Below are 23,709 nucleotides of genomic sequence, written 5' to 3' on the forward strand. Positions count from 1 at the left end.
GGCCGCCCCCCCCCCCCCCCCCCCCCCCGCGACGGCGTCGGTGAACATGACGACCTGGTCGGTGACGCCGTGATTCTCGACGACGCCGTAGTAGTCCTCCGGCGAGAGGTACTGCATGAACGTGCCCGGTGTGCCACCCTCCTCCCGGTCGGTGGTCGTGCCGCCACGGGACGCACGGCCCACGCCCTGCTCGAATGCTCGTTCACCACGGGACGGCCCACCGTCCATCCTGGCCAAGGTGCCGCCCAGCGCGATGGATTCCGGCGTGGGCTCCCAGTCGGTGCCGCGCATGGATTTCTTGTTGACGAACGCAAGGCTGCCTTCCTCGCCCCACATATGCTTGATGAGATGGTTGTTCAGTTTGTCGGCGAACAGTTTTGTGCCGGACTCGCCCGGCACAGCGCCGTGGCCGCACTTCTCGACCAGCAAGTCCGCCAGACGTCGAACAAGCGTCCGGCTACCAGATACGCCCCAGCCGTCGACCGGATGGCCGGAGAGGCGTTCGGCAAACACGGCGCTGCTCCGCTCGCCGAGCGTGTCGACCAGCAGTTCAGCGACCTTTTCGGGCGTCGACTGATTGGCGAGGTCGTCGTCCCAGCGGGCGTCCATAGCCAGATACTCGAGCTTGATCCTTTGGGCGGCCTGTAGCTCGGGCACCGAGTCGAAGCGCTGTTCGACTCCATAATGGGCCGCCGCTGTATCGAGCATGGACCTGATCACCTGGACCGGGGGTGCCTGCGTGATCCGTTGCCGCAATGCCGCCACCTCGTCGGCCGGGGCACCGGCGCGCTCGAACGCGTCGAGCATCGGATACGCCCGCTTCATGGCCTCCACATGTTCGTGGGTGAACTGATCGACCCAGTCGACCAGGCCCTTCTCGTGGTCGTCCTTGTCCTGCCATCCGTGCAGCCGGATCCGTTCCCCGTTCGCTCCTTCGCGGACATCGTCGCCGCGGATGTTCCGCTGGTCCATGTGCTCGTTCAGCTGCGGACGACCGTGCTGTTCGACTCCGACGATCACGCCGTTCTCATCCAGGATCGGCGTCAGTCGCAGTTCGCCGACCACGTCACGGCCCATCTGCGCGAGCTTGCCGTGCCGGGTGTCATCGTTGAGCGCGTAGTGGCGTTCCAGCTGCGATACGTAGTAGGGCGGATTCTCCGCCACGCCCGGAATCCCGTATCGCTCGTACAGCTCGCCTTCGACGATCTTGAGCGTGCCCGAGTACCCCGTCGGCCGTCCCAGGTAGCTACTGCCGATGAGCTGGTCCACCGAGATGTACATGGCTTCCTCCGGCAGGTTGGCCTTGACCGGCACTCCCTCCTTGAGGTCCATGAACTGGCCTACCAGACCCTGCGTTCGAGTCTCGGTACCTTCCTCCCGGTTGGCCTGCAGCTGGTCGTTGGTGTCCGACGCCAGCAGCAGGACCCTTCCCGATTCCCCCGGGGCGTCACCGCGGCCTTCGATGTAGTCACTGTTCCTGACCCGTGCCCACTCGGCCAGCGCGGCACTGGTGTACATCTCGGCGTCGGCCGCGGTCACGGGTTCCCCGGACACTCGGTTGAGCTTGGCGATCGCCGCCGGCGTCAGCGTCGCCTGCCAGAACCCGCGGGTGCCCTCCGGCCTGCCGAAGTCCTGCGCGGTCAACCCGTGCGGCAGCCGCTGCGCGGTCTTGAAACGCTGCCAGACCTCTTCCAGGCGAGCGACCACCTCGGGGCTCTCGTCGCCGCCCGCGCCGGGCGACAGCACCGCCTCGCGGCCGTCGACCACCGTATCCATCTCGTCGAGCGTGTGGACCTTGTTCCCACGGCCACCGGGCAACGGCTCGAACCGTTCCCGCAGACCGTATCGCTCCGCCGCCTCGTCGAGAATCTCCTTGATCCGATCGAGTTGCGGCCGATTGCCTTTGAGCCGGGGGAACAGACTCTCACGAAGCGCCTTGATCGTCTCATCGGATGCTCCCGCCTCGTGCAGGCGATCGAGAAACGCCTTGCCCCTGCGCAACACCAGGAACTCGGCGTTCTCCGGTGTGCCGACGAACATCTGGCCCACACCGGGTTTCGGCTCCGGGAACTCCCCGTTCTCGGTCATATCGGCCAGCCGGTAGGTGTCCACCGGCAGATCGCCGTGCTCGGACCTGGTGACCTGCTCCACCGACGCGATCGTCTCCAAGACCAGTGAATCGCTGCTGGTCCACACGTTGGCGACGCCGTGCTGGATGGCGTCGTCGATCGTTTTCACGGTGGTGAGCAGCGTCTTGCCCTCGCCGGTCTTCATGTCGGCCAGCTCGAGCCCCCACGCGATACGCTGCGTCACACGCATGTCTTTGCCGGTGGTGAGTTCGGCCCACTTGCGCATGGCGAGGTAGCGCTCCGCGCGGGTCCCCCCGACGATCCCCTTCAGCAGTGCCTCCGGCGACATCGGAACCGTCACCGGGTCGGCCGCATCTCCCGCGGCCAGCATCTCTTCGTAGTACGAGGTGGCCAGCTCGTCGGTGGACATCATGGCCCGCAGACGTTTGTCCGAGGCGGCTCGGAACGCGTCGGCGCGGTCGACCACTCCCGCCTCGTATGCCGCGATATCCGCCGCGCCCGCCTCCGCCGCCGAGCGGAACCGGGCATCTATCGCCCGCACCCCGTCCGACACCAGGCTCCGGTGCGCCGCGCGGTAGGCCGTCGTGCACCGCTCCAGGTCATCCGCCGCCGTCCGGACGTTGGCCTGCGCCACCTCCGCGTGTTCGGCCAGCGCATGCCGCCAATACTGTTCCCGGGCGGCCACTTCGGAACGGAAAGCCCTTCTGCCCCACCGTGATACCACCTCATTGCGGGCGGTCTCGGCCGCCCGCAGTCGGACCGCGTGGTCATCCCGCCCCGGCACGGCGCCCTGCCCGATCACGGCCCGCAGCAAGGCCTCCCGCTCGACCATCGCCGCCCGCAACCGCGTCCGGGCCCGCTCGATACCTTGCTCCAGCCCGGCAAGGTGCGTGGCCTCCGGCTCCGCGCCCTCCCGATAGCGCCGATACTCCTGCCTGCTCTTTTCCAGGGCGGCGCCCGCCGCGTCGACCTTGTCCTGCACCGACCGGATGCTCTCATCCACATGACCGCGCACACCCGCCTCGTAGGCGGTGACCGCCGCCTCGTGGGCATCGCGACTCGCCGCCCAGTCCGTGCGCGCCGTGGCCACCGCGTCGCGGCCCGCCCGCATGCGCTCACCGGTCTCGGCCTCGACACCGCGCCGTTGTTCGTCGGCCGCCGCGATCGCGGCTTCCGCTTCCGCCCTTCTTGCGTCGACGCGTTCCTCGACCGCCTCCCGCACCGCGGTCTCGTGCGCCGCCCACGCATCCGCCACGGCACGCCTGGAAACCTCCGACTCGACCGCCGTCCCGCCCTTCTCCAGCTCCGCCAGCGCCCGGTCCAGGTGCTTGCGGGCATCCACCACGCGCTGATCGTCGACGGTCACCTGGTGGGTCAGTTCGGCCCGCAGCCTCGCCGTAGGCGTCTCCGTCGCCGCGGTGGCAGCGCCGCCGGAAAGGGAATGTGCTGCAGCAGAACGGTTCTCGGGCAACGCCGGGCGTGGCGCTGCCGAAGCTGTCTGCGCGGGCTGCCCGCGCGTGACGGCCTGGGCCGCGAGCCGGTCCAGGATCGCCTGATCCGCCGACCGGCTGTCCCGCCCCTCCGCGGCATCGGCGATCGTTTCGTCACGCGAGTCCTGACCGAAGGACACGTCCGGCCGATCGAAGCGGCCACTGCCATCGGTTTTCGGCGCTGCGAGGGCTTCGGCTCGCGCGTGCGCGCCGGCGTGCATGGACATCGCTCCGCCGACCGCACCATTGAGCAACTCGGCGAGCGCCTGGTCGAAATGTTCGGGCCAGCCGGTGATCAACGCCGCCGCGCCCAGGCCCGACACCGCACCCGCGGTCCCGTGCACCAGCCCCAGCAACAACCGGCTGTCCCCCACCCGGGGAAAGATCTTCGGCACGTACCGACCGGCCAGCACACCACCGACCGCACCACCGGCACCCCCCGCGCCCATGGCGACGATCGACGTCAGGTCAAGGCCCCTCGGATTCTCACCATTGGCACCGATCAGGCTCCAGTCCCGGTCCCCCGCCGCGACCTGCAACAACTGGACACCCCCGTCGACCGCCATCGGGAACGCGGCGGATTTCCCCACCACGGCGGCGAGCTGAAGCGGCCCCAGCCCCGTCAGCCTGGCCACCGCGTTCGCCGCGCGCTCCGCGAAACCCCGCTTCAGCGCCGCCCGCAGCACCTCGACCTCGGCACGCCCGGTGACCAGCATGGACTCCACGGTCGACGCCGCCGCCACCTGTCCGGCGGGACCGGCCGCAGCCGCTACCACCAGCGCGCGGTAGATTTGCCAAACCAGCTGTGCGCCGAACGCGAACATCACACACAGCGTCTTCTCCGCCTCGTTGGCTGCACCGTCCGCCTGATCGGCCAGGATCAGCGCCTCGTCGTGCAGCCGGATCGCGCCCTTACGATGCAGCAGCAGCATCTCGCGCACCTGGTCACCGAACGTGCCGACCGCGTCGAGCTGCGCCAGCACCCCCGTCGCGTCATCGGCATGACCCAGCATCGCCGCGGCCTTCTCCCGCAACTGGGCGGCCATCCACCGCATCCGGGACACGTCTGCCCGCGGCAAGTCCCCGCCGAATACCGCCATCTGGACCGGCCACCGCACGAAATCGGGCAGGCCTTCGAACAACTCCCGCGCCTGCACCAACGGATCCGACGACAAGATGTCAACCACCGGCGCCGCTCCGCCCCGGCGGGGACGCCGCGGCCACGAGCGCCGCGTGCAGAACCTGCGCCTGCGCACTCGCCCGGACGCCGTGCAGCACGACATCGGCGAACGCACAGCCCAGTGCCCGCCGTATGTCGAAATCGTCTGCATCGCCGAAGAGTTCGTTCAGCTCGGCGCGCCAGCGCCGGTACCCGCGCACGACCTCGCCGAGCGAGGTGTACCGACCCGCCGCCCGGCGCAGATACTCGGCGATCAAGATCCGCTGCACGCGCCGCCCGACAACGCCCCCACCGGCCGAGTCGAGCGCCGCGGCCAGCTCGCGCACGGTCGCCGCGTAGACCCGCAGACCCGGCGGCGCCGACGCGCCGGCCACGCTCTGGTCCAGCGTGATCGACCGCACGGCGGGCGCCCGATCGTCACGTGACTCGCGCTCCCATCGCACCGGAGGTCCGTCGCCGCCACCCAGATCGGTCACTGCGACACAGTCGAGGACGACGGCCGGGTAGTCGGTCAGGACACGATCGATGGCTGCCGCGAACTCACGAACAGCCGTGTCTTCCAAGCCTGGGAGGTCGAACCCGGTGACCTGGACACCGTGCCGTTCGGCCAATGTCCGCGCCAGCCATCCGAGCGCCGCCGACGCACCGGGCCTGCCGACCGGCCGTTCCGGGGTCCGGTCCCGGCCGGATCGACCCTGTCCGCGCTTCCCCGGCGGCGGAGCGTCGGACCGAGCGGCCGGAGGGCGACTCGATTCCTCTGCCGCGTGCGCGCCGGGCGCCGGGCGCGGCGGCGTGGTCCACGGTGTCGCCTGACGCCCTGCCCCGGCCGCACGACGAGAATCGCCTGCGGACAAGCCATCCCGTGCCCGCGGGGAGTTGTTCTCGGCGAGCGGAGGCGGTACCGCGGCGGGCGACCCGCTACGTTCCTCGGGTCGTCTGTCACCGGTGGCCGGGCTCGTGGCGCCCGGGGACGGGTACGACGAATCGGGGTCACCTCGCGAAGTGTCCTGCCCGCCCGCCTCGTCCGGTCCCGCATCCGGGGTCGGCTGCTCGGTGCGGGCCGGCTGACCCGAGGGGTCGGAAAGCGGCCCGCCGGAAGATCTTTCGACGTCGGCGGTTGCGGTGTGCGGTGCCGCCGAAGGCGGGGACGAAGCGGGCGACGCGGCGGGCGACGCGTTCGCACCGGGTGTCAGGGGCGGCGCGACCTGCGACGGCTGCGGTGCCCCGACCGCGGGACCCGGGTCGCCGCGGCTCGACTCGCCGGGGTCTCGATCTGTCCGGCCGGCGATGTCCTGGTCCGCGTCCTCGACACTGTGCGTAGCGTCGATGAGCCCCCGGGCGGTCTCGCGCAGACTCTCCTGCATCGCCCGAAGGTTTGCCAGCAACTGGTCGGCGCCCGGCGTGAAACTCTCGGCGAACGCCAGGCCCAGGTCGTCGTCACCCCAGGACCCGTCGGCCTCGGCCAGATTATCCCGCAGCCCGGCGTATGTCCCGCCGACGCGGTCACCGAGATCACCGAGCAACGCCCCCTGCCGGCGAATACGGTCGGGATCGAATTGGAACTCGCTATACGCCATGCCGATTCAGACGCCGTCGTCCCGGCGATGCCAGTACCGCTGCTCGAACCCGGCCACGTACTCCGATATCGCGACCGACTCGGTCGACTGCTCCACGACACCGTCGTCGGCGACGTAGAACACCGCACGGTCCAGAACGAACTCACCGTCGGGCACCGGCGAATGCACTCTCCACCCGACGCCGAGCCGAACGGCCGTCAACGCCGACAGCGAATATCCGGTCACGTCATGGCCCCGGCCCCGGATGTGATCTCGGACCAAGGCGATCGCCTCCGCCTCGGAGAGGAAGCCATGGCCGACTGCCCCCAGGCCCGCGATGACGAACTGGAACAGCGCACCATCGAGATCGAGCCCCGCGCTGTCACCGAAAACGCTCCGAATGTGCTCCCGAGTCACCGCGCCTGCCTGTGCCGCGGAAATCAACGGCTCGATCGCCTCGGGCACCCCGCCCGGCACGTCGCTCAGCAGGTCGGAGATTACGCCCGCCGTGGTCTCGACCGTCCAGACCGCGGGAATGGCCTCCGCACACTCCGGCACCGGAGCCGACCCGCCCCGGTACCACCGCCCCGCGTCCCACCAGTAACAGAACGACAGCGACCCGGTAGCCACACGGGCGTTGAGGACCGGGTCCGCCACCCAATACGGCGCGCCCGCAAAGATTTCCGACATGTCGCCGCCTTCGTTGTAGGCGGCCTCCAATACGGGCGCGTTCCACACGCCACCCGACAGCACCGCCCGCCCGCCCGGCAACACCGCCAGGGTCGAACCGCTGTGCCGTGCACCTTCGAACACACCCACGGACGGGCAGATCCGAGGCCCCCACGGGGACCCCACCGCCACGAAAGCCGCCGACAACACCGCCCACCGAGCCCACAGCTCCCGCAGCTCCAGCAGCTCGTTCACCGGTACCGGCCGCACACCCATCGTCCGGTCCGCCCGTGCGCTCTCGGCGGCCCGGCCAGGCGGCCGCGACAGCGGCTCACCACGCCCGATATACGCCGCCAGCCACACCGGCAGGCGATTTCGCGGATGGCTTTCCAGGTCGGCGAGATACGCATCAGGTGCGAACAACTGCTCGCCGGGAAACGGCTCCGCACCGCGGTCGCACTCGACCTCGACGTGGGCATCGTCCGCCCGCACCAGCAAGCGCCACCACGGTCCGTCCGCGGATCGAGCCGACAACTCACGGTGCCGACGCACCGCACCCCACACCTCCGGTGGCACCTGACACCGCACCGACCGCGTCCCGTCGTCGACAACCAGCACCGCGGACTCGCTGACGACCGTCATGGCGAACGACGCCTCCAACTGCCGCCAGCCGGGCGGAGCGGCCGCCCGTAGCCCGCGCACGATCTCACCGGTCAGCTCCACAGACGCCTCTTCCTGCCACCCCGCCACTGACGACCCGCTCCTCGAACATGAAGTCGACCCAGCTCTGTCGCTGCGATCCTGTCCCACCGCGACGCATCGCGAAACACGCAAATCGCCAGTCGCCGAGCACGCATTTGCGGCGATCGACAAGCCGTCGGACGATGTGTATGAATACAGGTCATTGACGACACGTCGAGGGAGGCACCGTGGACGTCACCGTGACCGAGCCGGACAGCCCACTCGCCGAAGCGCTTTCGTTCGTGGTCGAGAAGGGCCCGTATCGATACAACGCCTTCCGCCTCGGCGGCGCAGCGCCGGACATCGAGAGCGGGATAATGCCTGTCGAGCCGGCCGCGGACCCCGGATCGGTTCATCAGGCGCTCAGTCTGCTGGCCGTCGCGGAGTACCGGCTGATGTACGAATTGTTCTGGTTCTGGCCGACGGGCCCGGACGACCCAGCTTTGGAGCGGCTCGCCGCCGGCGATACGGCGGCAGCGCGAGAGATTTGGGAGACCGACCGCCACGACTCCGGCCCCGCCGCGGTGCTGGCGACCCATAATCTCGCCGTCCTGAATCAGATCGAGGCCTCGGAGTCGCCGGCCGGGAACACTTTTCATCCGTGGCTGGACGGGATCGATCTGTGGGACGAGGCGTTGCGGACGGACACTTTCTGGCAGCACCTGGAAGACCGGATGGGCGCGATCGACGAACAACCGCCCCGCCACGGCGTCGCTGAGCTGCGTCGTCTCCTTCCGGATGCGCTGCTCGAAGTGTTCGCGCGATTCTTTTCGCGGTCGGCTAGGCAGCACGACGCGGAGGCGCTGAACGCCCAGTTGATAGCGCTGGACGAGCTGATCCACCGCGACAGCGATCCCGCGAGCGTGTTCTCCGCACAGCTTCTCGACAAGGCAGCGCAGGCCGTCGCGCACCAGCTCGCCGACGCACTGGTGGACAGCGTGGAGAAGATCGCCGACCTCTTCATCGCGACGACCACCGATCACAGCCGCATCGACCAGGCGATCGCCGGTGCCGGGTTCCTGCCCGCGGGAATCCGGGATGATCTCGGTTTCATTCGTCGGGAGGTGACCGGCACCGACCCCATCTTCGACCGAGAAGGCTTGGGAGAGTTGACCGCCCGGGTTCTTCTGGATATCGGACAGGCGGTGCTGGAACACGCGGAACCCGTCCTCGAAGCGCTCGCCTATCTCGGTGGGCGTTCCACCGTCGCCGCGGCGTTCCGATGCGTGTGGCATATGACGATGTGGTGTGATTCCGAAGCGGCCCGCGGTGGCGAGGTCACCGTGTTCCGCGAAGGACTGCTGGCCCGTGCCCGCGCCTTGGACGCGCGGATGGGCGCCGAGGCCGCCGCGCCGCATGCGGCCGTAAGCGATTGCGCGCCGGTCGAAGTCGCACTCCATATCGCCGCGATCGATGCCCTGATCTACATGTCGCGCAACACGTATGTGCATGCGCCGGAGGAGTACGCGCGCGACGCGGCCGACAAGATCGCACTCATGACCGATCTCTGTGCCATTCCGGTCCGGGAGCTACGTGGGCTCGGGCACCCGGGCGACGAACGCATTCGGCGGGTAATCCGAGACCTCGCCCTCGACATGATGGTGACGCTCGCCGGCTATCTCGGTGTCGTCGGGAACAACAAGGAATACGCTCGGCTCTATCACCGCGCGGAGTCACTCGTGGATGTCGCTCCGATGCGGGACGCACTCGATACGCTGAACGCCACACTCGACTGGGGCAAACGAACGCCACTGATCGACGCGCACCGCCGGGCAGTCCGTGGTGGGATATTCGGGATACGGCGCGGGCGGGGATAGCCGTTCCGATCTCCTCCGGTATCCGCGACGGCGCGCTGCGACCGCGCGTCGTCAAACTCTGACCGCGACAGCGTATTTCACGGGATACGGCACCGCTCCGGAGCAATTGCAGGCGCGCCGGAGGTCTTGCGTGTCGCAATGCCGGGGGTTACCGTGCGTCACCGACGAAAGGAGCCTCCCGCGTGCGAGTCTCGATACGGACCGCGGTGGTATGTCTTGTGGCGACACTGCTCTCGTTCGCGGGAAGTGCGGCCCAGGCCGACGAGACCTCATCGCCGGATGGCTGTCGATCCTTCTTCGTGCCGGTCCCGCAGGGGCAGCTGGCCGCGACGCTGTGCCTCCCTACGGACTCGCCGACCGATACGGTCATGGTGTTGATGGCCGGGTCCAATTACAACGGCACCTATTGGGATTTCGCGTACCAACCGGAGACCTACAATTTCCGGCAGGCGATGAATCGCGCCGGATACGCGACGCTCGTCGTGGACCGGCTCGGCAATGGGGCCAGCACCCGGCCGCCCGCCCTCTCCCTGACGGCCTCGGCTACCGCCGACGCCCTGCACGGGATCGTGCAGGGATTGCGGCAGGGTCTGGCCGGAGCCCAGCCGTTCGGCAAGGTGATCACCGTGGGGCACTCGCTGACGTCGGGGACCTCGGTGATGGAGGCCAGCGCCCACCACGACGTCGACGGTGTCGTGCTGACCGGATATTCGCATTCGCTGAACATCGGCGAGACCCTCGGGGTCATCTCCACCTATCACCGGGCCACCGAGGAACCCGAATTCGCAGGCCGCGGTTACGATTCCGAATATCTCGTCTCCCGGCCCGGCGCCCGGCTGCACGACTTCTACGCGCCCGGCAATGTCGACCCGGAGGTGCTGGCGCTGGACGAGAAGACCAAGGAGGCCTTCTCGCTCACCGAATATCCCGACGGGCTGCTCTCCACCCTGCCGGGTATGTCGAGCCTCATCAGCGCACCGGTCCTGATCGTCAACGGCGGCCTGGATCGGTTGTCCTGCGGTATCGACTACGCGGTCTGCGCGAATTCCGCCACGCTGCAAGCCTCGGAAGCGCCCTTCTTCGCCCCGGCCGCCCGGTTGAGTACCTTCGTGCTGCCCGGCAGTGGGCACGCCCTCAATCTCGCCCGCAATACCGTCGAATATCAATCGGCAGTGATCGATTGGGCGAATTCGATGATCGGGCGCTGAGGGTCACTTCGCGCGAGAGAGTACCGCGACGAGGAAGTCGGAGTCGTCGGTGAAGGGGCGCACGTCCCAGGTCGAGAGCCGCAGATCCGTTGTGAGCCCAGCGGTTTCGGCATCGGCCAGGAATTGCGGGAACTCGTAGCCGCGGTCCGCGCCGAAGCCCACGACGACCCGACCGGCCGGTGCGAGGTGGCGGGCGAAACCTTCGAGCACTGCCTCCCGGGTAGTCGGCGCCAGAAATGTCATCACGTTTCCCGCGCACACGATGACATCGAATCCTTCGGCGATCCCCCCGGCAGGCAGATCCAATTCGGCGAGATCGCCGACCATCCAGGTCGGACCGGGATAATCCTGCTCCGCCGCGGCGATCAGCACCGGATCGACATCGACACCCACAACGACGTGCCCGGCGCGATGCAAATACCCACCGATCCGCCCCGGCCCACACCCCGCATCCAGCACCCGAGCCCCCCGCCCCACCATCGCATCGACCAGCCGCGCCTCCCCGAAAATATCCCGCCCCTCCGCCGCCATCCCCCGAAACCGCTCCACATACCACGCCGAATGCGCAGGATCAGCAGCAGTAATTTCCTCCCACTGACTGGGCGTACGTCGACTCATCGACCACTCCTCCTCGCTCGGCCCCCACTCACGATTCACTGTGCCACCGCCGCCCCAAGAATGATCACGCACCCTCGCGACTTCTTCTCATGGGCATCGCCCATGGCGGGCACCCCCGGAGGACGATAAATCACAGAAATGGTGCTGTGTCCCTGAAGAGGTCAGGCACTTCGGAGAACGGAGCAGCCCCGGGGCTTATGGAGCCGCCAGTAACCCACAGCGAGGAAATCGTTCAGCTGATGTATCTCGTCGTTTTTGTCGTAGTCCCAAGGCTCCGTGGGCAATCCGGGCAATCCGGCACGAGCAAGGAGTTTCCGAGTCTGCGCACGGTGCCGTTGCGGATCGACCCATTCCTGCCACGGTGTCATTTCGGCAGTGGCGTCGATGTCGAACCCGAGTTGATCGTCGTTCACGTGCGACTTCCTCTCCTCGCGATGGTCGGGACCGGGGTGGAAGCCTAATAGTTCCGTCCGCTGTCCGGCTTGATCCGCCCGGCTTCGACCAGCACCCGGTACGCGGCCCATTTGCGCGGGCAATCGTTCACTGAGCAGGCCCGATGCTGCTGCATGATCCAATGCGCGTGTTTCGTAGTCAGTGGCTCAGCCGGGGCCTGATGCGTCCAATCAACTGCCTGCTGCTCACGCGCGAGCCGCTCACGGATTTCGTCCACTGTCCGACCGGCCATGTCCTTGCGCCACCAGCCCATGGTCCGCCCTACCCCTCGGAACCGGGCGACAACCGAACCGAAGACACATGTTCTTCCGCATCAGCCGCCAGCCCATCGAGCACGGCTATCAACATCTGAATATCAACGCCGGACGGCGGCAACGATGCGTCCGACGACCAGTACGGGATACCCCGTGCCGCGGCTCGCTCCCGCAGCGTCTCCACCGGCGGGACGATCTTTCCCTCCCGCACCAGCCACCTGTACGCGCTCGACTTGCGCCGACAGGAATCAGCACTACATCCGATGTGCTGCTGCATGATTCGCTGGGCTTCCGCCACGGTGAGCGGATGGTCGAGATACATGTGCTCACGGTCCGCGAGGCTTGGAAGCGCAACGGGCCACGTGTTCGGCGGGCGGACTGTCTCCAGGACGAACAACTCACAGACCCGCGACGGCATATTGTCAACAGTGCCAAGGTCATACGCGACAATCGCATCCGCGCCGAGGCCTGCGGCGATACCCAACCCATACCCGATCGGACCCGAGTGATCCGCGGGTGGACGCACCGTGTACAGCCAGACATACCCCAGCTCGGCCGCGTGACGCTGCGCGAGCGTCGCGTGCAGGGGTGCGTCACAGCCCGACACGTCGCCCCGGACCAGGCATACCGCGGTGAGCCTGCCAGCATTCTGTTCATCGGAACCCATGACTTTCCCCTCAGCTCGACGTGTTTCCGGTGTCCGCCGCCGGGGAACTGTGCGGCGTCGATCAGTTGGAGAGGTTTCGTTGACCGACGTGCAGAGAAGGGCTTGCGTCAACCCGGCGGCAGGGCCGGTTGAACCTTGCGCGTCCGAGGTGCGGTCCAGGGACAGGGAAAGGACAATCGACGCGCGGCCGGACGAGGAAGACCTACCCTCGGGGTATGACCTCTGCGGGCGAAGCGATAGCACGGGAGCGGAAGTTGGCCGGGCTCACCCAGCGCAGCTTGGCGAACCGGATCACCTACAGTCTGAGTCTCGTCAAGGCCGTCGAGCAAGGGCGTGAGCCGGCCAGTCCCGGCATGATTTCGGCTGTAGCAAGGGCGCTCCGAATACTCCCGGAGCAACTGACGGGAGCGCCCTATGACGATGGCAAGCCGATGTCCGACGCTGTGAACGGGCTTACCGTGCTACTCGCGGAGGGCCGCTATGCGCGAGCGGAGGAGCCGCTGCCGCCGGATGTCATCGAGGCGAAGCTGAACGAGACCCGACGCTTGTATCGAGCGGATCGCACGCGGCAGACGATCGAGGTGCTGCCGGGCATCATTCGCCGGATTCACGGAGTCGTTCAGACCACGACAGGCGATGCCCGCAGCCGGGCATACTCGCAGCTCGCGTGGGCATACATCTTCGCCGAATGGGCGGCGCGGCGAGTGGGGCAAACCCACCTCACCATTCCGGCACTGGACCTGGCCGATTACTACGCGCCGAAAGGGGACGACCCGCACTACGGCGACTTCTCGATGCTCGCCCGTGCCCGCGTGCTCACCCACATCGGCGAGTCGGGCGTAGCGGGTCACCTGATCGACACCGTGATCAATCGCGCGGATGCAGACACCACGACCGCCGGGCTCGTCATGACCGGCTACTCACATCTGGCCGCTTGTATCAACGAGGCACGGAAGCTGAACTACGCCAACGCCGTAGCGCACGTGGACGCGGCACGGGAGTACGCGGATCGCACTGGCGAGACCGACGTGTACATGACATCGTTCGGGCCGGTGAACGTCGAATTCCACCGGCACGCAATCGAACTCGAGTCGGGTGACCCACACAAGGCAGCCCACGAAGGAACACAGCTGACCATCCCGAGCGGTTACGACAAACCGACCCGGATCGGTCACCATTGGCAGGACAACGCCCGTGCGTGGTTGATGGCCGACAATCCCGACCGAGCACTGATGGCGCTGAACAAGGCGCGGGCCGCCGCACCGCAACAGACACGACTGCATCCATCGGTGCGGGAGACTCTGCACGGGATCGCGGCGGCCCAACGACGGCGAAGCGACTCGCTGGTGGGCTTCGCTTCGTGGCTGAGAACCTCCCTCTAACAACTATGACGTGCGGAAATGGGCCTCCACCTCATCCTCGCTCAGCCCATAGTCGGCTAGGGAATACCGATGCGCGGGCTTGCGGTCGCCCGTGCGGCTTTCCTGGTCGAGGGCGGTCATGGCGGCGCGGGCTGGTTCGGTGAGCTCGATGTCGAAGGAGCGGTAGATCGACTCGACGGTGCCGAGGGGGTCGGCGCGGAGGTCGGCGAAGTCGATGTCGAGGAATTGGGCTTGGTCGTAGCGTTTGCGGGCGGCGGTGAACTCGTGCAGGCCGCGGGACCACAGTTCGAGTTGGGTCTCGCCGATGCGGCGGCCGGTGAAGGTGTCGGACCAGCCGCGGGCGGCGTGCTCGGACAGGCTGCAGACCGAGGCCAGCACCGTGGCGGGGGCGCGGTGGGTCTGGATGACCAGCGCGTCGGGGTAGACCGCGAGCAGCGCGTCCAGGGCGAACAAATGGCTGGGGTTCTTCAGGATCCAGCGGCGGTCGTCGCCCAGGCCGATCAGCTGCAGGTTCTTGCGGTGCCGGGCGTAGGCGTCGGTCCAGTCCTGGTTGCGCAGCCACTGCGAGTAGGTGGGCAGGTACGCCAGACATTCGTAGGACACCGACTTCACGGTCTGGCGCAGCAGTTGCCAGCACTCCTCCACCTCGGCGGCGGTCATGTAGTGCAGGCCCATGAATTCGGGGTTCTCGACGTGATGCTGGGCGAACCCGGCGTCGAGCTGCCGGTATACCGGATTGTCGGCCCAGGTGTCGCGGGGCGGCCGGGGCTGCGGGAACTCGGCCAGCCACATCTCCAGCGCCTGGTGGCGCGGGTCGGCGGCGAGCAGCCTGTGCAGCGCGGTGGTGCCGGTGCGCGGTAGGCCGGTCACGAAAATCGGTCTGGTGACCGGTGTTTCGGCATACTGCGGGTTGGCTTTCCAGGCGGCCTCGCTCAGCGCGCGGGCCACCAGGGCGCCGCGCAGGAAGTAGCGGTTCATCTTGCTGCCGAGTTCGGTCAGCCCCGCGTCGCACTGGTAGGACTCCAGCAGCACGCCGAGCGCCTCTCGGTACTCGTCGGAGCCGAAATCGGTGAGGCCGCAGGCTTTCGTGGCCGAGGCGTGCAGATCCTCGACGGTGCCCACGTCGGTGCGAATGGTCATGAGAATCGATCCTCGAGGTTCAGGCGTGGTACTCGCCGCAGTTGACGTCGAGGGTCTGGCCGGTGATGGCGCTGGACCAGTCGGACGCCAGAAACACCACGGCGCGGGCGATTTCGTCGGGCTCGGGCAGGCGCTTCAGATCCGACCGGTCGGCGGTCTGCTGATACACCTGCTCGGCGGTGATCCCGTACTTCTTCGCCACCTCCCCGAAATACCACTTCAGCTGATCGCTCCAGATGTAGCCCGGCGCAACGCTGTTGACTCGGATGCCCTGCTTGCCCAGCTCGGAGGCCAGCGTCTGCGACATGGCGAGCAGGGCGGACTTCGCCATCTTGTAACTGCCGTACCGGGGTTCGGAGTGCCGCAGCACCGCGGAGTTGATCATCACCACCGCGCCCTTGGACTCGGCGAGCGGCTCGGTGAACGCCTGCGTCATCCGCAGCCCACCCAGCACGGTGAGATCGATGCTGTCGCGGATCTGCTGGAAGTCGGTGCGCGCCAGCGGTTTCATCGAGGGCACCGCGAAGGCATTGTTGACCAGGGCGTCGACCCGGCCGAAGGTGTCCAGGGTGCGCCGCACCAGATTCGCCACCGCCTCGTCGTCGGTGATATCGGCGGGCACGCACAGCGTTTCGCCGCCCGCCGCCTCGATCTCCGCGGCCACCTCCTTCAACCGCGACTCGGTGCGCGCGGCCAGCACCACCTTCGCGCCGGCCGCGGCCGCCTCGGTACAGATGGAACGGCCCAGTCCGGGCCCTACGCCGCTGACGACGACGACCTTGTCGGTCAGTAGTGCGGTGCTCATCGATGTTCCTCTCATCCCAGCATCCGTTGTGCGAAGCCGCGCTGGCGCGCCGCGATGCGTTCCTGCCAGCCCGCCTCGTCGACGGAGTTGTATTCGTAGTGCGGCAACAGATCTCGAACCTTCTCGAACGGCACCAGCTCGATCGCGGGCCCGTCCGCGGCGGTCAGCGGCCGGTCCACGCGCTGCCAGCGGAGCTGCAAGATGCCCCGGGTGCAGCCGGTGGTCTCGATCCAATTCGCGATGCCCGGATCGCGCGCCGCGACCACCATCCGGATCATGCCGTCCGGATCGACCTGCGCCTGCGCGGAATTGAGGCTGGTCTGATGGTTGACGTAGTCCAGCGAGATGTACCACCGGCTGCCCAGCTGGAATCCCTGGTAGGGCATATCGGATTTGGGCACGGTGATAACCAGCGCCTGGTCGTCGGCGAGATGGAAGTGCCCGACCGAGGAGTATTGGGTGCTCAGGCCGCCGGGAGTGAGCCGGGGTTCGGTGAGGGTGTTCACCGGCAGATCCAGATAGAACCACTTCGGGAAGTTGAACCAGGTATGGATGCGCTGCAACAGCATTCGCCCGGCCGCCCGATAGCGCTTGCGCAGCTGATCGACCGTCGGCGCGGCGGGCGCGGTGCCGAGGGTGTCGAGGCGTTCGATGCGAATCGTGCCCCGGCGCTCGGCATTCCAGTCGCCGTACACTTCTCGCACGGCGAGCGTCGACGCGCCCTCCCCCAGCACGAAGTAGTTCGGGCCCGGATCCTCTTTCGGCGGACCGAATCTCAGCTGATAGCTGCCGTCCGCGGCGATGTCGAGCCGGCGATCGTCGAAGGCGTCGTCGCCGTTGGGCACGTCGGTGGCGCTGTAGTCGCCCTTGAGCACCTGGAAGCTGAGATCGACGGTATTGCCGCGGGTGCCGGTGATCAGGTACTCCGCGCCCGGCTCGACATTCGCGTGGTAGTAGAGCGTGTCGGGATTGTCCAAGCCCATCTTGGTGTAGGGACCCGTGGAGGTGACGAAGTACGGGTGGCTGGCGCCATGCGCCCGCGACAACTGCATCACGGCCTGGACGCTGCCCGCCAGATAGTCGTAGCCCTCGGCCAGATCGCGCTCGTCGCGGATGAATTCGGCGGCGGCGACCAGCTTCTCGGCCTCGGCGATCGCCGCGCGCAGCGGTTCGGTCAGGTCCGCGGCGGGATCGGTCGGTGGTTGTGACATCAGCTTCCTCGGTGTCGATACGGAAAAGGCTTGCGGCACTGTCACAGTCGCAGTTCGCGCCGGATCAGCGCGGCGATGTCGGCCGGGTTGCCGTGGTCGGGGGTGATGATCAGGTCGGCGTGCTGGGGGCGTTCGTACGGTGAGTCGATGCCGGTGAAATCGCGGAGTTCGCCCGCGCGGGCACGGGCGTACAGCCCCTTCGGGTCGCGGCGCTCGCACACCTCCAGCGGGGTGTCGACGAAGACCTCGTGGAACGGCAATCCCTTGTCCCCGTGCACGGCTCGGGCCAGCTTGCGCTGCGCGGCGAACGGGCTGATCACCGACACGATGGCGGTCACCCCGGCATCGGCGAACAGCGCCGCGACCTGGGCCACCCGCCGGATGTTCTCGCGGCGGTCGGCATCGGTGAACCCGAGGTCGGCGTTCAGCCCGTGCCGTAGGTTGTCGCCGTCGAGCAGATACGCCGGACGGCCGGCGGCCACCAGCTGCCGCTCCAATTCCACTGCGATAGTGGACTTTCCGGAGCCGGACAGGCCGGTAAGCCAGATCGTCGCCCCCGCGTGCTGCCGTTCGGCGCGCGTGACCGCCGAGCTGTGCCACACCACATCGGCGGTGGTCGTCGCGGTGTCGCGCGGCCCGGTGTCCCGGGCCAGGATCATTCCCGCCGCCACGGTCTGGTCGGTCGCCTCGTCCACGAGGATGAAGCTGCCGGTCCGGCGATTGTCGCGGTAGTTGTCGAACATCAGCGGCCGGCGACTGCGCAAGGTCAGGCGCGCGATGTCGTTGAGCGCCAGGCTGTCCGCGTCCGCCACCCGGTGCAGCGTGTTCACGTCGAGGCGGTAATCCAGTTCGGTCACCCGGACGCGGCTGGACTGCGCGGCCGTGCGCAATTCGTACTCCGCGCCGGCGCGCAGCGTGGTGTCGTCGGAGAACCAGCACACCATGGCGTCGATATCGCGGTCGAGGTGCGGGCGGTTGCCCGGACGGGCGAGCATGTCGCCGCGGCCGATATCGATGTCGTCGTCCAGGGTCAGCGATACCGCCATGCCGGTGAACGCCTCGTCCACCTTGGCGCCGCCCGGCCCCCAGATGCGCGCCACCCGCGTGCCGCGGCCCGACGGCAGCACGACCACCTCGTCACCGGGCTTGAAGATCCCGCCCGCGACCGTCCCCGCGTAACTTCGGTGCGCGATGTCGGCCGTCGACGAGTCCGCCTCGGCCGCAACGGTATCCGCGACATTCCCGCCGGGCGGGCGGATCACGTACTGCACCGGCAGCCGGGCGTCGATGAGGTTGCGGTCCGAGGCGATGTGCACGTCCTCGAGATGGCGCAGCAGCGGCGGGCCCGCGTGCCAGGGGGTGTGCGGCGAGGCGTCCACGACATTGTCGCCGTGCAGCGCCGAGACCGGGATGAAACTCAGATCGCCGACGGTCAGTTTGGCCGCGAAATCGGCGAATTCCGTGCGGATTTCGTCGAACCGGCGCTCCGACCAGTCCACCAGATCCATCTTGTTCACGCACACCACCAGGTGCGGCACCCCGAGCAGGGTGGCCAGGAAGGCGTGCCGCCGCGTCTGCTCGACCACTCCCTTGCGCGCGTCGACCAGGATCAGGGCCAAGTCCGCGGTGGACGCGCCGGTCACCATGTTCCGGGTGTACTGCACGTGGCCCGGAGTATCGGCGATGACGAACTTCCTTCGCGGCGTGGTGAAGTAGCGATAGGCCACGTCGATGGTGATGCCCTGCTCGCGTTCGGCGCGCAGCCCGTCGGTCACCAGCGCCAGATCCGTCGCCCCGTCGCCGCGCTGCGCGCTGACCCGCTCGATGGCGGCCAGCTGATCGGTGAACAGGGTCTTGGAGTCGTAGAGCAGCCGGCCGATCAGCGTGGACTTACCGTCGTCGACGCTGCCCGCCGTGGCCAGCCGTAACAGGTTGCGGCTCATCAGAAGTAACCTTCCCGCTTGCGGTCTTCCATGCCGGACTCGGAGATCCGGTCGTCGGCACGCGTCGCGCCGCGCTCGGTCAATCGGCTGACGGCGGTCTCGGTGATCACCGACGCCGGGTCGGCGGCCTCGCTTTCCACGCATCCGGTGCAGGTGGCGTCGCCGACCGTGCGGAAACGCACCGTCGCCTCGAAGGTCCGCTCCCCCTCGCGCGGTGCCAGGAAACGGTTGGCGGCCAGCAGCATTCCGTCGCGTTCGAGCACCGTGCGGCGGTGCGCGTAGTACAGCGACGGCAGCTCCACCGCCTCCCGGTCGATGTACTCCCAGATGTCCAGCTCGGTCCAGTTCGACAGCGGGAACACCCGAATGTGTTCGCCCGCACGGTGTCTGCCGTTGTACAGGTTCCAGATCTCCGGCCGCTGGGCGCGCGGCTCCCAGGCGCCGAACTCGTCGCGGAAGCTGAACACCCGTTCCTTGGCGCGGGCCTTCTCCTCGTCGCGGCGGGCGCCGCCGAACACCGCGTCGAAGCGGTGCTCGCGGATGCCCCGCAGCAGCGTCGTGGTCTGCAGGCGGTTGCGGGTCTCCCCCGGTCGTTCGGTCACCCGCCCGGCGTCGATGTCGTCCTGCACCCGCGCGACCAGCAGCCGGGCCCCGAGGCGGGCCGCGGTGCGGTCGCGGAAGTCGATCACCTCGTCGAAGTTGTGCCCGGTGTCGACGTGCAGCAGCGGTAACGGCAGCGGCGCGGGCCAGAACGCCTTGCGCGCCAGCTCCAGCATCACCGCGGAGTCCTTGCCGCCGGAGAACAACAGCACCGGCCGCTCGAAGGTCGCCGCCACCTCGCGGAAGATGTGCACCGACTCGGCCTCGAGGGCCGCCAGATGCGACAGCTCGTATCCCGTCTGCATCACACGCTCACCCACTCACCGCGCCGAATATTCGCTGCCCGGCAATGCACCGAGGTTGCAGTGTCGAATATTCGACGCTATCGTTCGATATTGTGACACCGACGATAGGCCGATCCGGCCGCGCCGGTCAAGAACCTGTTTCAGAAAATGGGTCCGCGGCCGCCGCCTCCCCGCCCACGCACCGCGTGGTACAGGTGATCGAGCTGCTCTCCCGGCACCCCGCCGAACATCTGTCGCTGGCACGGATCGTGCGCGACACGGGACTGTCCCGCGCGACCGCGCACGCCGTGCTCACGCAGTTGACCGCCGACGGCTGGACCGCGCGCGACGCCGACGGTAACTACGGCTTGGGCTTGAATCTGCTCACGGTCGCCCGCCGTGCTGAGGCAGCGTTTCCGCTGCGTCGGTTGGCCGCCGAGCCGATGCGCGAATTGTCCGCGCGCCGCCGCACTCCGGTGTTCCTGGCCGAGCGCGACACCGAGTCCATCGTCATCACCGAGGTCGTCGGCACGCCGTCGGTGCCCTGGATCCGGGCGGGCCGCCATCTCCCCCTGGCCCCGCCGGTGGCCCGCGAATTCGTCGCGTGGGCAAGCGATTCCGAGCGCACCGCCTGGCTGAACCGCGCCGACCCCGCCCACCACGACCGGCTCGAGGCCGTGCTCGCGGCCGTCCGCGACCGCGGCTACTCGGTGGAGCGCCTGGCCGACGAGTCCGCACCCATGCTGGAAGCCCTTGCCGCCCTGCGCCATTCCCCCATCACCGACCCCCTGCGCAACCGCCTCGGCGCCATGATCGCCGACCTCATCACCATCGATTACCTGCCGGACGAACTCGGCGACGAGAACGCGGTGGTCACGGTGGCGGCCCCGATCCGCCTCGGCGACACGGTTATCGCCGCCCTCGTCACCTGCCCCGACACGCGCCTGTCCGCCGCCCAGCTGGCCCAGTTGGGTACCGCTACCGCCACCGCGGCCGACACCATCTCGGCCGCACTGGTTTCCGCGCGCTGAGGCTCAGCCTTCGGTTTCCGGCCAGGTCGACAGCGTGTGATGCAAGGCCTCGAGGACGTTGCGCCAGGTGGCGTCGGTAGGGCGGGTGTGAGCGAAGCCGCCCGCTGCCTCGAGGGTGGCGAAACCGTGGAAGGTGGCGCGGAGGAGCCGGGCCGCGTCCAAGCCCGCGGTGTCGCCGAGATCGTAGCCGCGCAGCATGGCCGTGGTCAGTTCGATGCTGCGCAGGAGTTCGGGTGCGTCGCCGACTTCGGCCGGGTCCATTCGGATCTGGGTCGCGGCGTATCGGCCGGGATGCTCGAGGGCGTAGGCGCGGTACGCGTCGGCGAAGGCGATGAGCGCCTCCTTGCCGGATCGGCCGGCGATGGCCGCGCCGATGCGGTCGTTCAACTCGGCGCCCGCGCGCAGCGCCAGCCGGACCCGCAGGTCGTGCAGGTTGCGCACGTGAACGTACAGGCTCGGATCCTTCACGCCGAACTTGCGCGCGACGGCCGACAGGGTGAGTTTCTCGAAGCCGATCTCGTCGGCGAGTTCCGCCGCCGCGCCGACGACTCGTTCCACGGTCAGGCCCGCCCGCGGCGACATACCTCCACCTCCCTACCGGCATCGAGTCGGAGCCAACCCTAGTACGGCCGCCGACCGGAACGAACTTGCGCCTAATTCTATTAGGTTTTAGCCTTCTAGCCGAAGGAAAGGAGATCTCATGCGATCCGAGACCCTGGCCGTCCCCGGCGCGACGCTGTACTACGAACTGCGGGGCGACGGCCCGCTACTGCTGCTGATTCCCGGCGGAGGCGGCGACGCGGGCGTGTTCGACGCCGCGGCGGAGGTGCTGGCACGGCATTTCACCGTCGCCGCACTCGATCCGCGCGGCTGCTCGCGCAGCACCCTCGACCCCGGCGAGCCGGCGGACCAGCGGGTCGCGGTGCAGAGCGACGACGCGCACCGGCTGCTGGCCCAGCTGACCGACGAACCCGCCTTCGTGTGCGGCACCAGCAACGGGGCCATCGTCGGCCTGGATCTGCTGGCCCGCCACCCCGATCGGATCCGCGCCCTGGTCGCCCACGAGCCGCCCTGTTTCGCGGTATTGCCCGACGCCGCAACACATCTCGCCATGGTGGAGGAGGTCTACACGCTGTTCCGGACCGAAGGGCTCGCCGCCGCCTCCGCACGTTTCCTCGCCGGAATCGGCGGCGCGATGAAACCGGCGCCGGACGTGTCCGAGTTGCCGCCGCGCACCGCCGAGCTGTGGCAGCGGCTGGCGGCCAACGCTCCGCGCATGTTCGCGCACGAACTACGCCAATTCACCGCTTACACACCGGATTACGCGGCGCTGGCACGAGTGTCCGACCGGCTGCTCCCCGCCGCCGGTCGCGAGACGCGCGGCAGCCTGCCCTACCGTCCGATCGCGGAAATCGCCGCCCGCCTGAGTCTCGAGGTGACCGAATTCCCCGGTGCGCACAACGGACTGCGCACGGACGCAGTCGATTTCGCGCGACAGCTGATCGAGATTCTGACTCCCCGGACTCGTCAGGACAGCTCGTTCTCGTCCAGCACGTCGCGCAGGGCGCGGCCGAAGGCCTCGGGCTGTCCCGGATAACCGGACTCCGGACCGAGGAAACCGCTGTGGTGACTCGGGAACACGGCCGCGGGCTGCCCGAGGAACTCGGCGGTGGCTACGGCGGTGCGCCCGGTGAACACTCCGGCCGACTCCTCGCCCACGGCGATCACGATCCGGGTGGGAGCCGCGGTCAGCGCGTCGGCGTCGGGCAGATAGCCGCTGACCGCAGAAGACCGATCCGACAGCAGCGGATCGTCGCGGGAACCGTCGTCCTCGCCCGGCAAACCGAACATCGCCGGGTCCGGGGCGGGCTGCGCGAAGAACTCCTCGGTGAACTCGCCCTGCCACGACGACATGGCGATGAACGCCGCCATCCCGGCCCCGGAACCCTTGGCGTCGTAGGCATCCCGGAAATAGTTCATGGCTCGCTCAGCCGCCGCGGCATCGGGCAGCAGGGGAATGATCGGCGGCTCGTGCGCCACCAGCGTGCGTACGTCACCGGGGTGGGCCGCCACCAGCGCGAGCGCCGTGACCGCGCCGCCACTGCTGGCGAACATGTCGACCGGGCCACCGACGGCCTCGACCACGGCGTGCACGTCACTGGCCTGCACGGTCGGGGAATGGTCGACCCGGGCGTCCTTGCGCACACTGCGGCCGAGGCCGCGCGGGTCGTAGGTGATCACGGTGCGATCGGGGAATTCGGCGGCCAGCGTGCGAAAACCGCTGGCGTCCATGGGCTGTCCGATCATGAACAGCGGCGGGCGCCCACCGGCGGCGGGCAGCGGGCCGAGCACGTCGTAAACCAGATCGGCCTCGGGCGTCACGAGCGTATGTGTCGTCATGTCACTACAGACGGTGTGCACGCCCCGAACTCATCGACCGCATCGCCGGGCCCGGGGGCCGGCGGCCCCCCGGCCGCGGGGGCGCGGACACCTAGGTAAAGCACAAACCCTGAGGGCTGATCGCCGGGCCGCGAGGGAGTGCCGCGCCCCGGGGCGCGGCGGGGGGCGCG

Annotated in this window: 19 protein-coding genes; 5 read left to right on the top strand and 14 right to left on the bottom strand. The window is 68.4% G+C overall.

What is annotated here, in order from left to right; translation table 11 throughout:
- The 3 genes from QH470_RS01285 to QH470_RS01295 all read right to left on the bottom strand — a co-directional run.
- Positions 1–4,767, bottom strand: a 4,767-nt coding sequence (locus QH470_RS01285; protein WP_280270376.1) for a hypothetical protein, incomplete at its 3' end; no start/stop codon positions are given.
- Complete coding sequence (locus tag QH470_RS01290) at positions 4,760–6,337, bottom strand: hypothetical protein (RefSeq protein ID WP_280270377.1); 1,578 nt, start codon at positions 6,335–6,337, stop codon at positions 4,760–4,762. The genes QH470_RS01285 and QH470_RS01290, both read right to left, overlap by 8 nt.
- Before the next feature lie 6 nt (positions 6,338–6,343).
- Positions 6,344–7,735, bottom strand: a complete 1,392-nt coding sequence (locus QH470_RS01295; RefSeq protein ID WP_280270378.1) for a hypothetical protein — start codon at positions 7,733–7,735, stop codon at positions 6,344–6,346.
- Positions 7,736–7,914: 179 nt separating this feature from the next.
- Here QH470_RS01295 and QH470_RS01300 point away from each other — a divergent pair, with 179 nt between their 5' ends.
- A complete protein-coding gene (locus QH470_RS01300) occupies positions 7,915–9,543 on the top strand; it encodes a hypothetical protein (RefSeq protein ID WP_280270379.1) in 1,629 nt (542 codons plus the stop codon).
- Positions 9,544–9,725: 182 nt separating this feature from the next.
- Entirely contained in the window at positions 9,726–10,751 is a 1,026-nt protein-coding gene (locus tag QH470_RS01305) for an alpha/beta hydrolase (RefSeq protein WP_280270380.1), read from the top strand.
- Between the two features lie 3 nt (positions 10,752–10,754).
- Here QH470_RS01305 and QH470_RS01310 read toward each other — a convergent pair whose 3' ends face one another.
- From QH470_RS01310 to QH470_RS01325, 4 genes are all read right to left on the bottom strand, one after another.
- Positions 10,755–11,369: a class I SAM-dependent methyltransferase gene (locus tag QH470_RS01310; protein ID WP_280270381.1), complete on the bottom strand. Its 615-nt coding sequence runs from the start codon at positions 11,367–11,369 to the stop codon at positions 10,755–10,757.
- A gap of 161 nt (positions 11,370–11,530) precedes the next feature.
- Positions 11,531–11,782, bottom strand: a complete 252-nt coding sequence (locus tag QH470_RS01315; protein WP_280270382.1) for a hypothetical protein — start codon at positions 11,780–11,782, stop codon at positions 11,531–11,533.
- Between the two features lie 44 nt (positions 11,783–11,826).
- The gene (locus tag QH470_RS01320; RefSeq protein WP_280270383.1) at positions 11,827–12,075 is read right to left on the bottom strand and encodes a hypothetical protein; all 249 of its coding nucleotides are present in this window, start codon (positions 12,073–12,075) and stop codon (positions 11,827–11,829) included.
- Between the two features lie 8 nt (positions 12,076–12,083).
- Positions 12,084–12,743 carry a hypothetical protein gene (locus tag QH470_RS01325; protein ID WP_280270384.1) on the bottom strand — a complete coding sequence of 220 codons (660 nt, stop codon included), beginning with the start codon at positions 12,741–12,743 and terminating at the stop codon, positions 12,084–12,086.
- Positions 12,744–12,958: 215 nt separating this feature from the next.
- Here QH470_RS01325 and QH470_RS01330 point away from each other — a divergent pair, with 215 nt between their 5' ends.
- Complete coding sequence (locus QH470_RS01330; RefSeq protein ID WP_280270385.1) at positions 12,959–14,125, top strand: helix-turn-helix domain-containing protein; 1,167 nt, start codon at positions 12,959–12,961, stop codon at positions 14,123–14,125.
- 3 nt (positions 14,126–14,128) lie between these two features.
- Here QH470_RS01330 and QH470_RS01335 read toward each other — a convergent pair whose 3' ends face one another.
- Genes QH470_RS01335 through cysD form a run of 5 tightly spaced genes read right to left on the bottom strand, consistent with a single transcriptional unit; the run spans position 14,129 to position 20,129 of the window.
- The gene (locus QH470_RS01335) at positions 14,129–15,265 is read right to left on the bottom strand and encodes a sulfotransferase family protein (RefSeq protein ID WP_280270386.1); all 1,137 of its coding nucleotides are present in this window, start codon (positions 15,263–15,265) and stop codon (positions 14,129–14,131) included.
- A gap of 19 nt (positions 15,266–15,284) precedes the next feature.
- Positions 15,285–16,070 carry an SDR family oxidoreductase gene (locus QH470_RS01340; RefSeq protein WP_280270387.1) on the bottom strand — a complete coding sequence of 262 codons (786 nt, stop codon included), beginning with the start codon at positions 16,068–16,070 and terminating at the stop codon, positions 15,285–15,287.
- 11 nt (positions 16,071–16,081) lie between these two features.
- Positions 16,082–17,281, bottom strand: coding sequence for a hypothetical protein (locus tag QH470_RS01345; protein WP_280270388.1), 1,200 nt, complete (start codon positions 17,279–17,281; stop codon positions 16,082–16,084).
- A 41-nt stretch (positions 17,282–17,322) separates the two neighbouring features.
- A complete protein-coding gene (gene cysC / locus QH470_RS01350; protein WP_280270389.1) occupies positions 17,323–19,224 on the bottom strand; it encodes an adenylyl-sulfate kinase in 1,902 nt (633 codons plus the stop codon).
- Entirely contained in the window at positions 19,224–20,129 is a 906-nt protein-coding gene (cysD, locus tag QH470_RS01355; RefSeq protein ID WP_280270394.1) for a sulfate adenylyltransferase subunit CysD, read from the bottom strand. Before cysD ends, cysC begins: the two co-directional genes overlap by 1 nt.
- A 194-nt stretch (positions 20,130–20,323) precedes the next feature.
- Here cysD and QH470_RS01360 point away from each other — a divergent pair, with 194 nt between their 5' ends.
- The gene (locus QH470_RS01360) at positions 20,324–21,139 is read left to right on the top strand and encodes a helix-turn-helix domain-containing protein (protein WP_280270390.1); all 816 of its coding nucleotides are present in this window, start codon (positions 20,324–20,326) and stop codon (positions 21,137–21,139) included.
- 3 nt (positions 21,140–21,142) lie between these two features.
- Here QH470_RS01360 and QH470_RS01365 read toward each other — a convergent pair whose 3' ends face one another.
- Complete coding sequence (locus QH470_RS01365) at positions 21,143–21,721, bottom strand: TetR/AcrR family transcriptional regulator (protein WP_280270391.1); 579 nt, start codon at positions 21,719–21,721, stop codon at positions 21,143–21,145.
- 118 nt (positions 21,722–21,839) lie between these two features.
- Between QH470_RS01365 and QH470_RS01370 the strand changes: the two genes are divergently transcribed.
- Positions 21,840–22,736, top strand: coding sequence for an alpha/beta fold hydrolase (locus QH470_RS01370; RefSeq protein ID WP_280270392.1), 897 nt, complete (start codon positions 21,840–21,842; stop codon positions 22,734–22,736).
- On the opposite strand, the gene QH470_RS01375 is transcribed toward QH470_RS01370, so the two are convergent.
- On the bottom strand, positions 22,667–23,539 hold the full coding sequence (locus QH470_RS01375) for an alpha/beta fold hydrolase (RefSeq protein ID WP_280270393.1): 873 nt from the start codon (positions 23,537–23,539) through the stop codon (positions 22,667–22,669). The two genes, QH470_RS01370 and QH470_RS01375, sit on opposite strands and share 70 nt — an antisense overlap.
- Positions 23,540–23,709: the final 170 nt, after the last annotated feature.

The organism is Nocardia wallacei (genome assembly GCF_029868745.1).
Lineage (GTDB): Bacteria > Actinomycetota > Actinomycetes > Mycobacteriales > Mycobacteriaceae > Nocardia > Nocardia wallacei_B.